The 17,889-nt window shown below is 49.4% G+C and carries 15 protein-coding genes; 2 read left to right on the top strand and 13 right to left on the bottom strand.

From position 1 onward, the window contains the following. Nucleotides 1-415: 415 nt before the first annotated feature. The 3 genes from AC58PV_RS28910 to AC58PV_RS28900 form a co-directional block, all read right to left on the bottom strand. Nucleotides 416-1,564, bottom strand: a complete 1,149-nt coding sequence (locus AC58PV_RS28910; RefSeq protein ID WP_497436241.1) for a hypothetical protein — start codon at nt 1,562-1,564, stop codon at nt 416-418. Nucleotides 1,565-1,566: 2 nt separating this feature from the next. After that, nucleotides 1,567-2,121: a hypothetical protein gene (locus tag AC58PV_RS28905; RefSeq protein WP_497436240.1), complete on the bottom strand. Its 555-nt coding sequence runs from the start codon at nt 2,119-2,121 to the stop codon at nt 1,567-1,569. A 100-nt stretch (nt 2,122-2,221) separates the two neighbouring features. Next, nucleotides 2,222-3,439, bottom strand: a complete 1,218-nt coding sequence (locus AC58PV_RS28900) for an MFS transporter (protein WP_497436239.1) — start codon at nt 3,437-3,439, stop codon at nt 2,222-2,224. Between the two features lie 257 nt (nt 3,440-3,696). Here AC58PV_RS28900 and AC58PV_RS28895 point away from each other — a divergent pair, with 257 nt between their 5' ends. Then, on the top strand, nt 3,697-4,161 hold the full coding sequence (locus AC58PV_RS28895) for an AraC family transcriptional regulator (protein ID WP_497436237.1): 465 nt from the start codon (nt 3,697-3,699) through the stop codon (nt 4,159-4,161). Nucleotides 4,162-4,338: 177 nt separating this feature from the next. Here the strand turns inward: AC58PV_RS28895 and AC58PV_RS28890 are convergent, their stop codons facing one another. The 8 genes from AC58PV_RS28890 to AC58PV_RS28855 form a co-directional block, all read right to left on the bottom strand. Then, the gene (locus tag AC58PV_RS28890) at nt 4,339-9,006 is read right to left on the bottom strand and encodes an S-layer homology domain-containing protein (protein WP_497436236.1); all 4,668 of its coding nucleotides are present in this window, start codon (nt 9,004-9,006) and stop codon (nt 4,339-4,341) included. Between the two features lie 369 nt (nt 9,007-9,375). Then, nucleotides 9,376-10,290 carry an L-lactate dehydrogenase gene (locus AC58PV_RS28885; RefSeq protein ID WP_497436235.1) on the bottom strand — a complete coding sequence of 305 codons (915 nt, stop codon included), beginning with the start codon at nt 10,288-10,290 and terminating at the stop codon, nt 9,376-9,378. Then, the gene (locus tag AC58PV_RS28880; RefSeq protein WP_497436233.1) at nt 10,283-11,107 is read right to left on the bottom strand and encodes a formate/nitrite transporter family protein; all 825 of its coding nucleotides are present in this window, start codon (nt 11,105-11,107) and stop codon (nt 10,283-10,285) included. The genes AC58PV_RS28885 and AC58PV_RS28880 overlap by 8 nt, the downstream gene beginning before the upstream one ends. A gap of 236 nt (nt 11,108-11,343) precedes the next feature. Then, on the bottom strand, nt 11,344-11,805 hold the full coding sequence (locus AC58PV_RS28875; protein ID WP_497436232.1) for a hypothetical protein: 462 nt from the start codon (nt 11,803-11,805) through the stop codon (nt 11,344-11,346). Between the two features lie 23 nt (nt 11,806-11,828). After that, complete coding sequence (locus tag AC58PV_RS28870; protein WP_497436231.1) at nt 11,829-12,587, bottom strand: SDR family NAD(P)-dependent oxidoreductase; 759 nt, start codon at nt 12,585-12,587, stop codon at nt 11,829-11,831. A gap of 136 nt (nt 12,588-12,723) precedes the next feature. Beyond that, nucleotides 12,724-13,149, bottom strand: a complete 426-nt coding sequence (locus AC58PV_RS28865) for a MarR family winged helix-turn-helix transcriptional regulator (protein WP_497436230.1) — start codon at nt 13,147-13,149, stop codon at nt 12,724-12,726. Nucleotides 13,150-13,396: 247 nt separating this feature from the next. After that, nucleotides 13,397-14,233 carry a sulfurtransferase gene (locus AC58PV_RS28860; protein WP_497436229.1) on the bottom strand — a complete coding sequence of 279 codons (837 nt, stop codon included), beginning with the start codon at nt 14,231-14,233 and terminating at the stop codon, nt 13,397-13,399. A gap of 28 nt (nt 14,234-14,261) precedes the next feature. Next, on the bottom strand, nt 14,262-14,735 hold the full coding sequence (locus tag AC58PV_RS28855; protein WP_068668072.1) for a GNAT family N-acetyltransferase: 474 nt from the start codon (nt 14,733-14,735) through the stop codon (nt 14,262-14,264). Nucleotides 14,736-14,863: 128 nt separating this feature from the next. Here AC58PV_RS28855 and AC58PV_RS28850 point away from each other — a divergent pair, with 128 nt between their 5' ends. Next, entirely contained in the window at nt 14,864-15,400 is a 537-nt protein-coding gene (locus tag AC58PV_RS28850) for a GNAT family N-acetyltransferase (protein WP_497436227.1), read from the top strand. Nucleotides 15,401-15,416: 16 nt separating this feature from the next. Here the strand turns inward: AC58PV_RS28850 and AC58PV_RS28845 are convergent, their stop codons facing one another. Together AC58PV_RS28845 and recQ are read right to left on the bottom strand one after the other, a co-directional pair. Next, nucleotides 15,417-15,719: a 4a-hydroxytetrahydrobiopterin dehydratase gene (locus AC58PV_RS28845; protein WP_497436226.1), complete on the bottom strand. Its 303-nt coding sequence runs from the start codon at nt 15,717-15,719 to the stop codon at nt 15,417-15,419. Nucleotides 15,720-16,077: 358 nt separating this feature from the next. Beyond that, nucleotides 16,078-17,889 carry a DNA helicase RecQ gene (gene recQ / locus AC58PV_RS28840; protein ID WP_497436225.1) on the bottom strand — a complete coding sequence of 604 codons (1,812 nt, stop codon included), beginning with the start codon at nt 17,887-17,889 and terminating at the stop codon, nt 16,078-16,080.

Raw genomic sequence — 17,889 nt, 5'->3', positions numbered from 1 at the left:
TGAATGCTCATCCTGCATGTGATTATCATTGACGAATCCAAGCCATAATTCGGGAATAGTACACATACATACTTCCGCCACCAAGTTAACAGCGAGTAAGAGAGTGTATGACCTGCATAATTCCAGATGCCGCCTGGGATATACTTCGCAAATTGCGAGTCGATAAGATTCTTAACCAGCTAGTACACTAAGTTTGTGACTGCTGCTCTCTCCCACGGTTCCCATCTTTACGGCATTTATGATGAGTAACCAAATACTCGCCTGTAGCATCAAGAAGACGGCAAATAGAACCATCGATAGATAGAATCGATAATCCACACATTGTATTACATAATTGTAAGGGGTATAACAGGCTATTATTTTTGTTTTGTTAAGTTAATGAAAGATTGGCTAAGTACAATAAAAAAGCGCTCTCTCACCATCCGGCAGGAGAACGCTCTCTATGTAAGTTCATCTTCCCTCGACGACGAAGGAGGCCTTTCATGCTCTTGTATGCGTACAAGGCCAGCAAAGCCATCTCCAGTCCCCAGATGATAAAGATCGACGTATTACTGACTTCAATTTGCAAATAGTCAAAATCCGCAAACTGCTTTCGCACGAATTGATCTGCCACCATCTGAGCTACATGATCCACGATCGGCACGAAGTCCTTGCCATATCCTTGCTCCATCATATAATCCTGAACCTCAAGTTTGAGCATATCCACTTCACTCCATGAGAAAGCGTACACCCATTTCATAGAGCCATCCGGCGCTGGGCTAAAGCTCACGATGAAATCATTCTTGTTGCCATTCTCCCATTTATCCTGAAGGGCATAGCCATACGCTTGCGGCAAATCCGTTCCCATATTCACAAAAATAAGATTGACCTGCTTCCACGACTTCGTCTCTCCCGGTCGCTCGGGGTCTGGCATCTCCTTATTCAACTCGGTATTCCAGGCGGCCAACGCTGCCAGCGCTTTGGGCTTGTTCGGTACATCCCCCACAATCCGATCGACATGCAGCACCTCCGAGACGAATCTTGGATAGGACGGCAGACCAGGATAATCGTTCAGATCAATGTCGTTATGTTTAAAAAGACTATACGAACTTCTCACCTTATTGACATAGTGGTGGACAGAGGCGGAAGGCATCCCTAGTGGATAATACTGGGCCAACTCTCTCGTTGAATTAGGGGAGCGACTCGTGAATGTCGTTCTTCCATCCATGGATGCATTGACCTCAAACCAGCCGTTGTCCGAGGTTTTGATCTTGTTGATCTCCTTATGATGCTCAATGTGACCTGGCTTCTTGGTACACCGCTTGCGCCCATCGTCATCCGTGGAGCATTCTTCCTTGCCTGGGATCCACTCATCCCACTCTTCGATATGTTCCACGTCGACTACACGCCCAGACCAGACCTCTGAATCCACCGTCCGGAAATAAAAATCACCAGCCACTACACCCGCGAATAAGATAGCCGCTACTAGCGATGTCAGCACATACCGCCACCATTTGCGGCCCGTTACAAGTTCAATGGCAAAACCAACAATCAGAACGAGAAATAGTGCTGCCCAATATGCCATAGCTACCTCAGCTTCACTTCGTTATCTTTGCCAGTTTGATACGCATCACTCGTACGGTCTGACGTAATAATAAATTTCTCCGCATCCATGATTTCAAAATGGAAAATCGCATTCATCAGCGCATGCTTCCGAATATGTGTGTTATACTCCCGCACTTGATCGGCAATTTTCTTCTGATTCCGGTCGAATTCGGTTCGTGCTGAAGATATTTCATTCTGCAGCTTGGTATACAACGTGCTGCTCATTTGTGGGTTCTGCTCTTGAATGGTTTGGAAAAGAGCCTGCGTATTCGTGTAACGGCCTGCAATGAGATCGGTATATATCTTCTTGATATCATCTGCTTGCATGTCGGTCACTTGCGCCATTTCTTTGAATCGTTTCCACATGTTATCGTAGTTAGACTTATTCGCAACGTGTTGCGACTTGATCTTCTCATCCAATGCAATCGCCGTTCCCCGTTGCCCCCATACAACCGCTGCTGTAATAATCCCAATTAACACGAGTATGCCGATAAAACCAAGACAACCCACCACGAGAATCCCACTCTTGTTCTTCATCCTGAAACCCCTCTGCCTATTTATTCCATCTAATTCTCTTATTCTAGCATATAGGGGCGACAAAATAGATCAAGATTTTACAAAAATTGCAGGGTAGCAATTACCCCTCCGACAAGGATTTCATCCGCCGAAGTGACGGGAACATATACATCCATAATCCTGCAACCACCAATGTACCGATGCCCCCAATGAATGCGGCAGGCGCTGCTCCGACAAAACCGGCTACAATGCCCGATTCAAATTCGCCAAGCTGATTCGACGTCCCGATAAACAGCGAATTCACGGCGTTCACGCGGCCACGCATCTCGTCTGGTGTTTGCAGCTGCACCAAAGAAGACCTAATGACAACACTGATCACATCCGAAGCACCGATGAGGAAAAGTGCAAATAACGACAAATACATACTTGTCGAGATAGCAAAAAGCATCGTCGCAAGCCCAAACACGCCCAGCGCACCAAACAACTTAAGTCCGACGGATTTTCGCAACGGATAGTAAGCCAGTACGATCGACATTAGCAAGGCGCCAACCGCCGGTGCGGTACGCAGCAGACCTAATCCCACAGGACCGGCATGTAAAATATCCTGAGCAAAAATTGGCAACAGCGCCGTCGCTCCACCAAGCAGTACCGCGAATAAGTCCAACGAAATCGTACCCAGAATGATAGGCTTGCGGTAGATAAAGGACAATCCCAAAAACACCGAACTCATCGTAATCGGTTCAAATTTTCGTTCGACAGGCGCTGTGCGTATCAAAAATGTCAAAATCGTCGCAGCAATTAAGACAATTGCCGCAGTGCCGTAAAGGGAAGTTGCACCTAGTGAAAAAAGTAACCCGCCAAGCGCCGGGCCTAGAATTTGCGTCGTTTGCCCGACGGACGTACTCCACGCGATCGCCTGCTGCATGATCGTTTTGGGTACCAGCGTCGGAAGCAAGGCAGACGAAGTCGGCCCTTCAAAGGCTCGACATGCGCCGAGCACCGCCGCTGCCACCAAAATTTCCTCTCGGCCCAGCCAACCGTGAAGGTTGCCAAATAGCAGCAACGCTGCGACAAGCGCTTCAATAATTTGGCAAATATACACGATTTTTCTCCGGTCAAAACGATCGGCAACCTGCCCAACCACGAACGTCAGCAACACCATCGGTAAGAACTGCGCAAGTCCCACAAACCCGAGGCTGAACGCATCATGGGTCAAATCGTACATCTGCCACCCAACCGCGACGGAAAGCATTTGGAATGATGTCGATGAGAACATCCGGGAAACCCAGAACTTATTAAATGATGGATGACGAAGAACAGAATCTTTTGCATTAAACAACACGGTCACACCCTTTTCTGAAAATGAAGTTAGATCACGCGGTTGGGCTGTCCCTTCCCAAGTAGATAACATTCATTATAAGACGATCTTTGGGAAAATTGAAACGTTTTACAGAGGCAACTGCCTTTAAAATACCGGAATTAGTCCACTAAGAAATATACAATTTTAGTAAATTAAAAGAAATGATTGGAAATTATTTTATGTCATGATAGCATTCGAACTGCATCACAATCCTGCTCACGGAAGGAAGATTCTATATGCATATGAAAGTAGAAGCAATCCCGAGTTATCGTATTGCATTTGTGCGGCAAGTTGGTCCGTATGGCCCCGCCAATACCCGAGCAATGGAAAAGTTAAAAGAATGGGCGAAAGCGAGGAATTTACTTACCGATTCAACAATCTTATTTGGAATTCCACAAGATAACCCTGAAACAACGCTTCCTGAAAACTGTAGATATGATACATGTATCGTCATTTCTACAGATTATCCGATGGATGATTCCATCTACGAAAGTGAATTTTCCGGTGGGGACTATGCGATCATAAACGTTAAACATACAGCAGAGGACATTCAACAAGCATGGGCTGATTTATTTCCAGTATTACAACATCATAACTATCAAATCGATCACAAACCTATTATAGAAAGATATACCGGCGAAATGCTTAACAATGAATTATGTGAAATTTGTGTACCTATCAAACCGTTCAAACCGTTATAGCTAAATAAACATAGCGTATTCGTCGGCCAGTTCATTGCAAGTTTGTTTGCAAGAGACGCAAATCGCACAATGCGCTGCCAAGCGCACAAAAGGCTGTCCCGTAGGTCTTCTTGACCTTGGGACAACCTTTTTGTGAGTCAGGCCAGATAAGGGATCCGCCCATTGACGAATACACAGTTATTGGCTTTGCGACTGGATATATGCAGCCAAGCGCAGTAGTAGAACGGCGGCTTCCGCTCTGGTCGTCGTGGCCATCGGATGGAACAGATTTCCGTTCTGCCCTTGCACGAGACCAGCCTCTTGTGATGCGCTAACATAAGGCATGGACCAGTCAGCTATTGCGGCATTGTCCGCAAAGGTGGTCTTCTGCCTATCTGCAATCTGCAGCTCAGCAGCCTTGGCGATTAGAACCGCCACTTCCGCGCGGTTGATATTGGCATTCGGGCGGAACGTGTTGTCCGGGTATCCACTAACGATACCTGTTTGCACGGCTGCCGCGACAGCGCCACTTGCCCAGCTTGGCATGTCACGCTGATCTTCGAAAGATAACCCATTGCCGTCCGGCCAAGCCATGATCCGTTGCAACATCAGTGCAAATTCAGCTCGGGAGACAGGCGTGTCTGGGCGGAAAGTTCCGTCGGGATAACCATGAACTACTCCTTTGATAACACCCTCACGAATCGCTTGTTCTGCCCAATGACCGGAGATATCCGTGAGTCCCGGCTCCGATTCCACAGCCACAGCTATCACCGCAAACTTGGTGAAGTGGTCTGTTTTGCCTGCTAGGGTGTTTCCATTAGCACTACCTCCGATACTCACCCATTGTAGGGTTGTTTCATCGTAGTAGGCTAATACCGGCTGCTTCTGTGCACGATCCAATTCCGTATTGGACCATTCAATACTCAGTTGAACAGGAACTTTAAATTTACCTGGCACATCTTTCTTTATTTCAAATACATCGCTGAGAATCAGTTGATCCGACTGGAGCAACCCTTGTACGTCACCTGTAATCTTCTGTATCGTGATGGTCATCGACTGCTCGATTGCGCCAATAGGAATAAACAGTGTCGCTCCAGCGATTCTCAAGGTGTATTCCTTACCTGGGACGACAGCGAACAAACCAGGAGTCGGAGCTGGAGTACCCACCTGCTCATCTGTTGAAGAAGGACTGCCAATATTCGTAATGTTAATCGTCTTGACCTGCTTATTGCCTACAGAATCAGCCGCGAATATCGTATATGTGCCGTTTTGGGTAATGCGAATGATTCCCGATAACGGCACATCCGTACCGAACGTCGGGGCAGCGAAGTCCCCATCCGTATGCTCACCTTGCGCCCAGCGTAAATCAGTCAGCGTATTACCTGCTGCCGCGTTATAAGCCACTGCCGTTACCGTTAAGTCTATACCGGTACTCCCAAGCGTCATTGGTGTATAGGTCAGTGTAATTTCGGGAGCATCCGTAATAATATTGGTAATGTCAATCGTCTTGACCTGCTTGTTTCCTGCGGAATCAGCCGCGAATATCGTATAGGTACCGCTTTGGGTAATACGAACGATGCCCGATAACGGCACACCCGTACCGAATGACGGGGAAGTGAAGTCCACAGCTGTATATTCACCTTGCGCCCAGCGTAAATCAGTCAATGCATTACCCGCCGCCGTGTGATAAACCACTGCCGTTACAGTTAAGTCTATACCGGTATTAACAATTGTCATCGGAGTATAAGTCAATGTAATCTGCGGAGCATCCGTCAAGATATTGGTAATTTCAATGGTCTTCACTTGTCTATTACCTGCAGAATCAGCCGCATATACTGTATATTTGCCGTTCTGAGCAATAGGGACGACACCGGACAACGGCACATCCGCTCCGAATAATGGGGAGGTGAAGTCCACAGCAGTATGCTCACCTTCCGCCCAGCGCAAGTCAGTCAATGCATTGCCAGCCCCCGCACCATAGACGGTTGTTGTTACAGTTAAGTCTACACTTGTACTCACAAGCGTCATCGGTGTGTAGGACAGTGTAATTTCGGGAGCATCCGTAACGATATTCGTAATCTCAATTGTTTCGACAACGGTATTGCCACCGCCATCTTTAGCGAAAACGGTATAGCTTCCATTCGCGCTTACCTGGAAGGCACCTCCTGTGAGGACTGTTCCCGAAGTCGTGAAGTAGACTGCATCTTGAACACTTGCGGACCATTTGAGAGGAGCTAGCGTGCTGCCAGTTCCATCCGCATTAACTGTAACTGTGACAGCATTGTTAGTCGGAACAGTGACAGATGGCGTGAGGCTGATTGTCGGCGCTATTCCGTCAACGAGAATATGACTCAGACTCGGGAGTGAAACGGGTAGATCCAACCCAACGGCTCCCCCCAACGCCGTGATAGCTGCAGGAGCAACAGCGGCAATTGCCGTTCCCAGCTCGATGCCATCCGTGTCCTGATCCCCCGATTGGATTGTGTAGCTGAATTGCAGTTTTTCCGGGTGGCCTGCGGCTTTTCCTGTGTAAAGGGCTGCACGATCTACGCCGTTCAATTGCAACGGCAGCTCTGGAATACCTGCAACATCGACGGGTTTAGTGAATGTGACCGTAAAGTCAAGTTGCTGTCCGACGCCATAAGTGCCGCTAGCGGGAACTTCTACAGCAGATGGCTGCGGAGTCGGTACGATAATCTTCAGACGGTACACGCCTTGCCACAGTCCGGCTACATCCGTGACTCGAATTTCAACGGGATTATCCCCTAATTTCAAATTGATATCTCCCGTGCTGCCAGCCGTGCCATTCATCGCTACATGCGCGCCCGCTGTATCTACAGCTGTAACAGCTATATGTGCAGAGGTAACTGGTGTGTTAAGTGTTGCAACGTACACGCCACTCAGACTAGCAAAAGCAGCGTTCAAAGACACCGTTGCCCCCGGCGCTGTAACTGTCATTCCACTTAGCAGGACTTTGGCAAAGCTGGCGTATGGCATGGGGTAGGTCGTCCCTTCAATCATCCCCCACTGTTTACCGCTGCCAAATTCCCAGCCAGCAGCAGCAAATGTTTCCTGCTGCATCATTTGCGCCGTCGTCAGACCAGTTCCCCCTGCTGAGTCTGCTTGACCGCTGTGGGTGATGTCCCAGAATGAGTCCGACACAGTGCCTCCATTTCGGATTCCGATCAGACCTCCCGTATCAACGCTCCCCCTAACAGTCGCAGCTGAATATGACTTACTGATGGTGAATACTCCGTCAACAACGCCAGCTAAGCCGCCAACCTTGTTAACACCGTAAACAGCTCCTTGTACAGACACCCCACTCACTGTTGTGTTGACGGCCTCCCCGATCAACGCTCCAACCTTGTCCTTGCCGTGGATATTCGTGCCCAACAAGGCTATGTTCTTTATCGATGCACTGGAAGTAGAGCCGAATAACCCGACGCCATCCGTTCCCGCTCGTTGAATGCCGATGTTTGCTATCGTATGATTCTGCCCATCGAAGCTTCCGCTAAATGGAGTTGAAGCATTGCCCACTGGCACCCAACCCTCACCTGAACCGAAGGCGGATAAATCAAGGTCATTTTCCAACAAATAGACCTCAGCCATCCCATAACCTTCAGCCGCATTGCCGATCTTGGAAAGCTGTGCGGCTGTTGTGATGCGATGCGGATAGTCCGCTGTGCCCGCATCACGGATAACGGTCAGTTTGTAGATCGCATTAAGCCTTGTAGGGTCAGTTGCATCGCTTACTTTTATTTGAAAATCATTGGGTCCTGGGTTCAGGGGAAGTACATTCGTGCTAGAACCGCCATCTACGGAAACATTCGATGTACCGCTTAATGCTGTTCCCGCTACGGTCACCTGATCAGTCTTGCTCACCACTTTCACCACGTAAGCCCCGTATTCGCTACTAAACGCGCGGTCCAGTGCTTGCGGAGCATGATCAGCCGTATCCTCCACAGTCAACGATGCTAATGCGACTTTGGTGTAGTCGCTGCGCAGAAGCGGATACGTGGCCTCTTCAATGAGTCCCCATGTGTTGGTGAAGTCCCAACCCACATATGTCGCTTTGCGCTTCATCTCAGCAGTGGTCTTCCCCTCTCCACCATCGGAAGTACTCATCCCGCTTGTCGCCGTATTCCAGTACGAGGACGTGACTGTTCCGCCAGGTCTTTGTCCAATCAGCCCTCCAGAATAGGAGCCAGATCCCACCGAAGTTATGGAGTACACTCGGGTAACGTAACCAATCGTACTGCCTGTCGAATAGCCGATTGCACCACCGAAGCTGTCATCAGGAGAGGGACCGATATTAACCTGTCCTTGGGCGTAGCTATCCGAGATGGTGGATAAAGAGTTGTAACCGACTAGTGCACCAACGGTTCCATTCCCTGTTACGTTTCCTTCAGTGAAGGAATTTGAAATGGAAGTTCGTTCCGCTTCACCGACGATCCCACCTACATAAAGGGCCCCTTGCACTGTCATATTTACCAGACGCACATCGGTAATCGTTGCACCCGAGGTCTGACCAAATAATCCAACATTGTTGTTATTAGTGCGATTGATTGACATATTGCGGATCGCATAACCATTACCATTCAGAGTTCCAGTAAATGGGGAACCTTGCTTCCCCAATGGCAGCCATCCCTTATGATCTCCGTTATCGTATCCGGCCAGATCGATATCGTTCATTAATCTGTACTCCCCCGCCAAACTCAGCGTAGAGGCATTAATTGCTGCCAGTTCTGCTGGCGTACTGATGTCAATCACAGCCGCCGAAGCTATCCGTACAGGGAAGAACGGATTCGGCAGGAGCGATACAACAAGCAGGAGCACCATCATAACGGCACCTATTTTTATTTTCATCTTTTCTCTCCCTTTACATAAAAATTCAAAATGGCTAGAACAATTTAATGAAATTATTGCGCTGCTACAGTGATCAAATCTCATTTTCTACTTCATTACGAATCTCTCAAATCATGATAGAAACAGGCACAGTTAATAGAAGCACGAGTTGCCTCAATGCTTATACAAAAGCTAGTAATCTCCCTTCATTTCAACAATATCTGCTAATATTTTACACGATAATTCTGGTAAATTAAAGTAATTTAAGGCGTTCTAGTCTCTCTCGTAACCTATTTGCAAAAAGCCTAAAGAGGGCTGCGACAGGTCACTTGCTCATAACCTGTCACAGCCCTCTAACCCGCGTTCGCAGCGGCTTCAATCCTTGCATCTTCATACTTCAATGGACTGAATAAGTTCCTTCATCTTCTGTGCTGACCGGTGAAGTTGCTCGCGCTCCAACTCCGAGATCTCTAGTTCGAGCACTTCACGAACGCCGCTGCGATCCACGACGCAAGGGACGCCCAGATAGACATTCGATACCCCGTGATAATCTTGAAGCAGCGTCGAGACATTAAGCACAGCACCTTCATCGCGAAGAATTGCGGTACAAATACGGTCGAGTGCGAGGGCAATCGCGTAGTAGGTAGCCCCCTTGGCCGAGATGATCTCGTATGCCGCATCCCTCGTGTTCGTGAAGATTCTCTCCTTCGTCTCCTCGTCGAATGGAATGCGGGTTCCGGCAATATTGGCCAGACTCCACACCGGGAGCTCGGAATCGCCATGCTCGCCGATGATATGGGCATGCACGCTGCGAGGGTCGATCCCTAGCTCTTCACCGATCAGGTAACGGAAGCGCGAGCTGTCTAGCAGCGTGCCCGAACCGATGATCCGCTGAACAGGCCACTGCGACTTCCGCCACGAGAAGTAGCTCATGATGTCCACAGGGTTGGAGGCAATCAGCATAATGCCGTCCTGATTATACTTGAGCACTTCTGTCATGATGCTCTCGAATATGCCGACATTCCTTTTCAACAGATCGATCCTAGTCTCGCCTGGCCTTTGGGCAGCGCCTGCTGTAATCACGATAATGCTGGCATCGCGACAATCCTCATATTCGCCCGCCCATACCTTCGTTTTTCCTAAGAAAGGAAGGCCGTGGTTCATATCGATGGCATCGCCTTTCGCCTTGCCTTTGTTGGCGTCAATGAGCACCAGCTCATCCGCCCGCTCCCTTAGCAACAGTGTGTACGCAGTCGTTGCACCAACGGCTCCTACTCCAATGATTACAATCTTCGTTTTATTCATCCAAATCGCCCTCCGTAAATGTAGTAGTTGAATTGAGTTCTTCTTCCAAATAGGGTTTGTTCACATAGTGATACATCACGCCCATCAGCACCGCGCCGCCAATGATATTGCCCAGGGTGACCGGAATGAGATTATGAAACACTCCGCCGATGGATATCGTCCCTGGATGGTGCAGCACCAACGCAATTGCGAATGTACACATATTGGCAATGCTATGTTCGTATCCGGAGATAAAGAAGCAGAACACGAAGAGAACCATGGCAAACATCTTCGCTCCATCTCCCTTAAGGGACAGAGGAATGAAGAAGGCAAGACAGACGAGCCAGTTACAGAGGATGGCGCGGAAGAACAGCTCCCCCATCGGCAGATTCATTTTTTTATCCACGACACTGAGCAAGAACTCGTTGACAGACGACTCTGCAAATAAGCTGGTTGTGTAGATCATGAACGCGAAAAAGACTGCACCGATGATGTTGCCGATGTAGGTATATAGCCATAGCTTCAGCACGGTACTCCAACGAATTTTCCGTCTCAAAGCAGCGTAAGTGAAGTAAAAGGTGTTGCCTGTGAATAAATCCCCTCCCCCGTAAGTGATTAAAATGATGGCTGCACCGAAAGTAATTGCCGCCATTGGATACGTAAGAGGAGAATGTTCTCCATAAAAAAAGCTACCCGTCTTGAACGCAACGATGACGCCGAAGCCGATGAACATGCTCGCGAGTGCGGAGCGCGCGAGATACCGTAGACGGCTCATCTTGAATACTTTGAGCTTCTTCAAGGCAAGCTGCTCAACCTTTTCGAGCGCGGCAATTTCCATTTACGCTCACCTCCGAATTTATGTCATGCAGAGCAACATCTGATGAATACGATTGAGATCCGCTAACTCTTCCTTAGAACAGATACTAAAGGAGTATGTCAGATCTGGCTGTGATGTTTATCACATCGTAGTCGTTAACATCTGCGATATGCCCAAGATGCCAAAAAGAGCTGCGACAGGTCACTTGCTCATAACCTGTCACAGCCCTCTAACCCGCGTTCGCAGCGGCTTCTATCCTATTCTTCCTCACCCGTCGCAATCGGGTTATCTTCCCACGAGATCCAGTCGCTCCAGCTCGATTCCATGCTATCCACCTCATCAATATGCTCATCCTCACGAGCAAGATGCTGGAATGCGGAAGTCAGACTGTCTACGAATTTTAATTGAATCGCCCCCTGCCGCTCGACTTGTCTGGCTGCCGCAGTCTCTTTGATGGCTTCGGGCAGCACGATAACAATCCATCTCAAGTGCGTATGTTCGAGGATCGGCAGAGCTTTCAACATCGAATCCAGCGTGGCGACCGTCCTTTCGGCGATAATCCGATTATCGATTAGAAGGTGAAAGGGCTGTGTCGCCTCTTGCAAAGCCATGTGCGCATCCGTTGCGATATCCCGGAAATCCTCCATCGTTACCACCGGTTCATAGTGCGTTAACGCCAAAATATGATTCTTCACCAGCCAGCCTGCTTTATAGCGCATGCTTAACCTCCTTGGTTATGTGGTCAGATATATTGTCGACTATATGCCCATAGCGCCTCGGCTTCTTGGCCTTCGGGCAAAGGAACGTGGAAACGCATGGGGCGATCCTGCTTCCAATGTACCCCCGAATGATTCTCCAAGATCAGCCGACCTAGATAAGCGCTGCCTTTAGCTATCGGCTGGCCGAATAAACGAGACATCAATCGGAACAGCAATGGAGCCTCTTGAAACAGTTTCGTTCGAACCATGCCCGGATAACAGGTATGCACGAGCAGCTCTGGATATCGCTTAGCGAGCTCAGAAGCGTAGATATCGACCGCAAGCGCCGCCTTCATCGCGGCCCTAAGACCAGCTTGAGGCTCAGACCAAGCGGCAGAAGTATTTTTGTGGACGCCATTCCCTCCTACCATAACGATGCATCCGTCGGGTGCGATCTTGTTCTGTTGAAGAAGCATTTCCGATAACACGAATTTACTCAAATAGTTCGTTGCGAAAGTCGTCTCCAACCCTTCATTGGTCAGCCGTACCTCTTTGTCGGTAGATATTCCTCCCGCGCATAGCGCTAACGCATGAATCGGTCCTTCGAGCTGTTCTGCTAACCGACGTACATCCGACATCCTGGACAGATCCGCATGGAGGTAATCCGCCCCCAGCTCCGCCGCAATCTTAGCGCCTTGGGTTCGATTTCGACCGACGATCGTCACCTTCCAACCGCGTTCCGCGGCCAAGCGCGCCGTCCCGTACCCGATTCCACTTGTTCCTCCCGTAACTACGATTCGCATAATAACCCCCTATATTAGTTAGGATCCTAGCTATTGAACAAACGTTTTTCATCTTCGTTCTTAAACACGCATCATTGCACTCACCTCCTCTTAGATTGTTAGGATGCTAGCTATTAGTGAAGGCTAAAAGCCCCTATTAATAATATTCCTTATCCCCTAGGTTCTTGGCTACTCGTTGCAGCCACTGCCCCAACAAATCTCTCTCGGCTTGCGTGAACCCTTTAAGCATCTCGTTCTCGAATTCCAGAATAAGATCCACCAGCTTACCGAACACCTCGTTGCCCTGCTGCGTGAGCGTCACAACATTAGCCCTTCCGTCTGTATGGCTAGGCTTACGAGAGATGTATGACCGAGCCTCCAGTTTATCTAATATTCCGGTCAACGTCGCGGATGTAATCCCGCTATGATGCTGGAGCTTCTGCTGCTCCAACCCTCCTGATTGAGCCAAATAACCCAGGATCTCGAATTGCGAAGTCGTCAGATTGAATGTGCTTAACCGCACGTCAAGCTCTTTGCGCATAATAATATAGGTTCTTTTTAAGTAAAGGACGGATTGAGACATAAGGTATTGCTCCATTCTGAGATCGCGTCAATATTGCTAGCATCCTAATTATATGTTACGAATTTCCAGGATGTCAACTGAATTCTGAGATCGCGTCAATATTGCTAGCATCCTAATTATATGTTACGAATTTCCAGGATGTCAACTGAATTCGGTTGTTGACTTCAGGGTAAACAAATACATCGCCAGGGCTTATAGACCGCCTGGCGATGTATTCATGTAAGTACTGCTACACGCTCTTCAGTTCTCACTCTTCACCCGTCGCAATCGGGTTATCTTCCCACGAGATCCAATCGCTCCAGCTTCCGCTGTAGAGCTTCACGTTATCGAAGCCCGCTTCGCTTAGCCCCAGCACGTTCGGGCACGCTGTCACGCCCGAGCCGCAGTAGACGATGATTTCATCAGCGTCACGCAGTGCGGCAAAGTGCTGCTCTTGCTCCGCAGCTGATAACCAAGCGCCGTTCTCGCCGAGAACGCCCTTCCAGAAGAAGTTGCGCGCGCCTGGGATGTGGCCCGCCGCCGCATCAATCGGCTCTTCGAGGCCGAGGTAGCGGCGCTCCTCGCGCGAATCTACCAGCACGACGCCTGGGCGACCGAGCTTGTCCTTCACTTCATCCATGCTAGCAAGCATGGAGCGGTGCACCTTCGGCGAGAAGGTGCGCGGGAATACCGCAGGCACCTCAGCTGTAACTGGATATCCCGCGGCTTTCCATGCGGAGTATCCTTGATCCAGTACATATACCTCGGAATGGCCGAGGAATTTCAGCATCCACCATAGGCGCGATGCCATAGCTCCACCTTGATCGTCGTAAGCAACGACGGTCTTCGTACCGTCAATGCCGAGACTGCCGATAAGGATTGAGAAGGCACCAAGATCCGGAAGCGGATGTCGTCCGCCATGCGCCATAAGGGCACCGGAAAGATCCTTTTCCAAATCGACATACACCGCGCCTTCAATATGATCCTGCACATACTGTTCACGGCCTAATTCAGGCTTGCCCAGTGCAAACCGACAATCCGCGATAACGATATTCGCATCCCCTAATTGTCCCAGCAACCACGACTGACTTACGATATTTTCCACGGTTTCTGCCACCTTCCCCTACCTTTAATTAATCGCCCATCCCACTTGTGGGAATCACAGAATAGGTCAGCCAATGACCACGATCTCCACCCATTTTATCGTAAAAAGCTTGCGCGCGTAAGTTCTCTGGGGCTGTTTCCCAGGTTATTTTGGCATAATCATGTCTAGCCGCATAGCCTTTGCAAGCTGCAAAAAGCTTCGCCGCCGCACCATGTCCACGCTCTGCTTCCACAACAAACAAATCATTCATGACGGCAATCTTGGCGGCACGCAGCGTGCTGAAGGAAAAATATAGCGTCGCAAAGCCGACAAGCGCACCTTCCTCGGTCTCAGCCACAAATTGAATACCCACTTTTTGTTCGAGCAATTCATGAATTAAAGCATTTAGCTTCTCATCCTCCGGTTGTCGGTACTGATAGAAATCGACAATGTAAGTGAGCATTAAAGTTTTGAGCTGGGGGATATCGGATATGACGGCTTCACGAACGGTCACTTGTGTCATCACGGGTGCCCTCCTTATTGGTATTTTATGATAAAATAGCGAACGAACATGTGTTACTTGCCTTGGGGATTATTAAACCCCTAATAGAACAATGGCCAAAAACTGCCTATAGAAAGGTTGCCCAAGAAATGCCACAACCTATTACCTTAAATTCTTCTTGGCGCGTGGTTCCACTTACGGAATCGGCATGTCAAGAGTTGTGCACATGGCGGTATCCGGCTCCCTACGCCATTTACAACTGGCCGGCCTGGACCACGATGCTCGACAACCAGTCGGAATTCGCTGATTCACAAGTCCGGGACGAGCAATATCGTGGCGTAGTGGATCACAACGGCATACTAATCGGTTTCGTTCAGTTCTTCCCGATCGTCGGCGTTACCCGCCTGGGCCTAGGACTTCGTCCTGATCTTTGCGGTAAAGGCGGATCAGGCTCCAGCGGACTCGGCACCCAATTCGTTCAACTGCTTGTAGCAGAAGCCCAGCATCGCAACCCCGAGCAAGAAATCGACCTCGAGGTGCTCGTTTGGAACGAGCGGGCTATTCGCACCTACCAGCGTGCTGGCTTCACCATCACGGATACGTACGAGAAGTGGACGCCAACGGGAACGGCTGACTTCCACTGCATGGTCTATACAGGTCCGCAGATTGTCGTAGCGCAGTGCTAAGCAAGCGCAGTGCTACTTACTCTGCGTTCCCCTCCACGTAAGCCTGATCAAACTTCGCAGCAGTCGAGAAATCGAGCTCGGTCAAGCCACCGGCACTCCACGAGGTCAGGCGCAGCGTTACCATTTTATAATCAATGGCAATCATGGGATGGTGGTTCACAGCTTCTGAAATCCTGGCAACTTCGCCCACGAAAGAAATGCCTTGCATGAAGGTAGTAAATCGATACTTTCGCACGATCCACTTGCTCTCCTCAGCTTCAAGTCTCCACGTCCCCAGCATAGTAAGGCGCTCCGTAACTTCTTCTCTCCCCAACTTCACCTTCACCAACTCCTCATACATGTGGCAAATCCGTTTACAACGAAGTAAATTTTTATGAGACCGGTCAGTTTCAGAGGGGGTTGTCTCTCTTTACAAAGGTGCGGTCATATGCGATTTCATATAGAGGTCTGCCATAACGCTATGTGCTTTATATGCATGTTCTACGAAAGATTAGCACTACGAAACAACGCTATTTTGATCAAAATGGGTGAAACTAGGCCATTTAGATGGAAATAACGCTGCGCCATAACGCTAATCTTCCATATACTCTTCCAAACTAGCCAATAAGGTGATTTCATCATGCTATCTTTGCGAGCGAGCCTAAGGACAGGTGAAATCGAACTAATTAGCTGCTCCCTTACTCGAAATCATACGCAACAACGTCCATATCACTCTCACCCGCATACGTGCGAAGCAGCTCCAAGAATGGCTTCCCGTAGTTGCGGTACTTCACCTCACCGACCCCTTTGATGCGCAGCATCGCGGCTTCCGTCGTCGGACAGCTCTCACTCATTTCACGCAGCGTACTATCGGCGAAAATAATATAAGGCGGCACCTTCTCGCGCGCAGCCATTTCGCGACGCAGCAGTCGCAGCTGCTCGAACAACGTATTGTCCATCGCGGCGACAGCACGGACAGGCTGCCTCCGTACCTTCTGATTGACGGTCAGCTTCCCCTGAAGCACCTCCGCAGCAGGCTGCATCAACCGAACAACTGGGTACTGACCATCGGATAATTGCAAAAATCCTTCCGAAATGAGCACATTGATCAATTCTGCGATCTCTTTTTCAGGCAAATTGCTCATAATCCCGTGTGTCGGCAGACGATCGAACCGATAGTCCATGATTTTCTTCGCCTTGGAGCCCTTCAAAACAGAGGCAACCATCGAAATCCCGAAGCGCTCGTTCATGCGCCGAATGCAGGAGAAAATCTTCTGCGCCTCGACCGTAATGTCGACGGTGTCCCGATCGTCCTTGCAGGAACTGCAGTTCCCGCAAGTATCTTTAATATTTTGCTCATCAAAATAATGTAAAATAGCGTTCCGCAAACAGCGCGGCGAATAGCAGTAGTCGATCATGGTTTGGAGCTTCTTGTACTCGTTCGCTTTGCGCTCAGGCGACAGCTGGTTCTGCTCAATGAGGAACTTCTGCGTCATAATATCCTGCGCACTGAACAGTAGAATACATTCGCTCGGCTCACCATCGCGCCCCGCACGGCCAGCCTCTTGGTAATAAGCTTCCATATTTTTCGGCATATTGTAGTGAATTACGTACCTGACGTTGGATTTATCGATCCCCATCCCGAAAGCGTTCGTTGCGATCATCACGCGAATATCGTCATAGAGAAACGCCTCCTGCATGTAGGAGCGCTCATCATCGGACATGCCGGCATGATACTTCCCTGCGGCGAAGCCTTTTTTGCGCAACGTCTCGTACAAATCCTCAACATCCTTACGCGTCGCAGCGTAAATAATGCCGGGCTGATGGGTATGTTCCTTCACGTAGTTCTGTATGTAATCCCGCTTCTTCTCTCCGCGAAGAATGGTTAGCTCCAAATTGTCACGCGAGAAGCCATTGATGAAAATACCCGCCTCATCCAAATCCAGCAGCCTCGCAATATCCGCTGTGACCTCTGCTGTAGCCGTTGCCGTAAAAGCAGCGACTATAGGCCGATTCGGCAGCTGCCGAATGAACGGTGCAATCGAAACATAGCTCGGGCGGAAATCATGCCCCCACTGCGAAACGCAGTGCGCTTCGTCAATGGCTACCAGAGGCAGATTCAACGCTGCCATCCGTGCGCGAAACCGTTCCGACTCGAGACGCTCAGGAGCAATGTAGAGCAGCTTGTATTTGCCCTGCATAGCTCCTTGCATACGTTGTTCCACTTCCCTAGCTTCCAACGTACTATTAATGAAGGTCGCAGGAACACCCAGTGCGCCGAGCGCATCTACCTGGTCCTTCATCAAAGAAATTAGAGGGGAAATGACTAGCGTCACTCCCTCCATCAGCAGAGCTGGCACTTGATAACAGATCGATTTCCCGCCACCTGTCGGCATAATACCGAGCGTATCTTTTCCTTCGAGAAGGTTCGAAATAATATTCTTCTGGCCTTCACGGAACTCCGGATACCCATAAACCTGTTGTAGAACCTTTCTTGCGCCATCCAACAT

The sequence above is a fragment of the Paenibacillus sp. J22FR83 genome (assembly GCF_059691955.1).
The sequence above is the reverse complement of the archived record's forward strand: the minus strand, read 5'-3'. Positions and strand labels throughout refer to the sequence as shown.

Excerpts from the sequence above, each read along its gene's own strand:
- AC58PV_RS28910 (WP_497436241.1), bottom strand. The coding sequence starts at position 1,564 with ATGGCATATTGGGCAGCACTATTTCTCGTTCTGATTGTTGGTTTTGCC.
- AC58PV_RS28905 (WP_497436240.1), bottom strand. The coding sequence starts at position 2,121 with ATGAAGAACAAGAGTGGGATTCTCGTGGTGGGTTGTCTTGGTTTTATC.
- AC58PV_RS28895 (WP_497436237.1), top strand. The coding sequence starts at position 3,697 with ATGCATATGAAAGTAGAAGCAATCCCGAGTTATCGTATTGCATTTGTG.
- AC58PV_RS28890 (WP_497436236.1), bottom strand. The coding sequence starts at position 9,006 with ATGAAAATAAAAATAGGTGCCGTTATGATGGTGCTCCTGCTTGTTGTA.
- AC58PV_RS28885 (WP_497436235.1), bottom strand. The coding sequence starts at position 10,290 with ATGAATAAAACGAAGATTGTAATCATTGGAGTAGGAGCCGTTGGTGCA.
- AC58PV_RS28880 (WP_497436233.1), bottom strand. The coding sequence starts at position 11,107 with ATGGAAATTGCCGCGCTCGAAAAGGTTGAGCAGCTTGCCTTGAAGAAG.
- AC58PV_RS28875 (WP_497436232.1), bottom strand. The coding sequence starts at position 11,805 with ATGCGCTATAAAGCAGGCTGGCTGGTGAAGAATCATATTTTGGCGTTA.
- AC58PV_RS28870 (WP_497436231.1), bottom strand. The coding sequence starts at position 12,587 with ATGCGAATCGTAGTTACGGGAGGAACAAGTGGAATCGGGTACGGGACG.
- AC58PV_RS28865 (WP_497436230.1), bottom strand. The coding sequence starts at position 13,149 with ATGTCTCAATCCGTCCTTTACTTAAAAAGAACCTATATTATTATGCGC.
- AC58PV_RS28855 (WP_068668072.1), bottom strand. The coding sequence starts at position 14,735 with ATGACACAAGTGACCGTTCGTGAAGCCGTCATATCCGATATCCCCCAG.
- AC58PV_RS28850 (WP_497436227.1), top strand. The coding sequence starts at position 14,864 with ATGCCACAACCTATTACCTTAAATTCTTCTTGGCGCGTGGTTCCACTT.
- recQ (WP_497436225.1), bottom strand. The coding sequence starts at position 17,889 with ATGTTGGATGGCGCAAGAAAGGTTCTACAACAGGTTTATGGGTATCCG.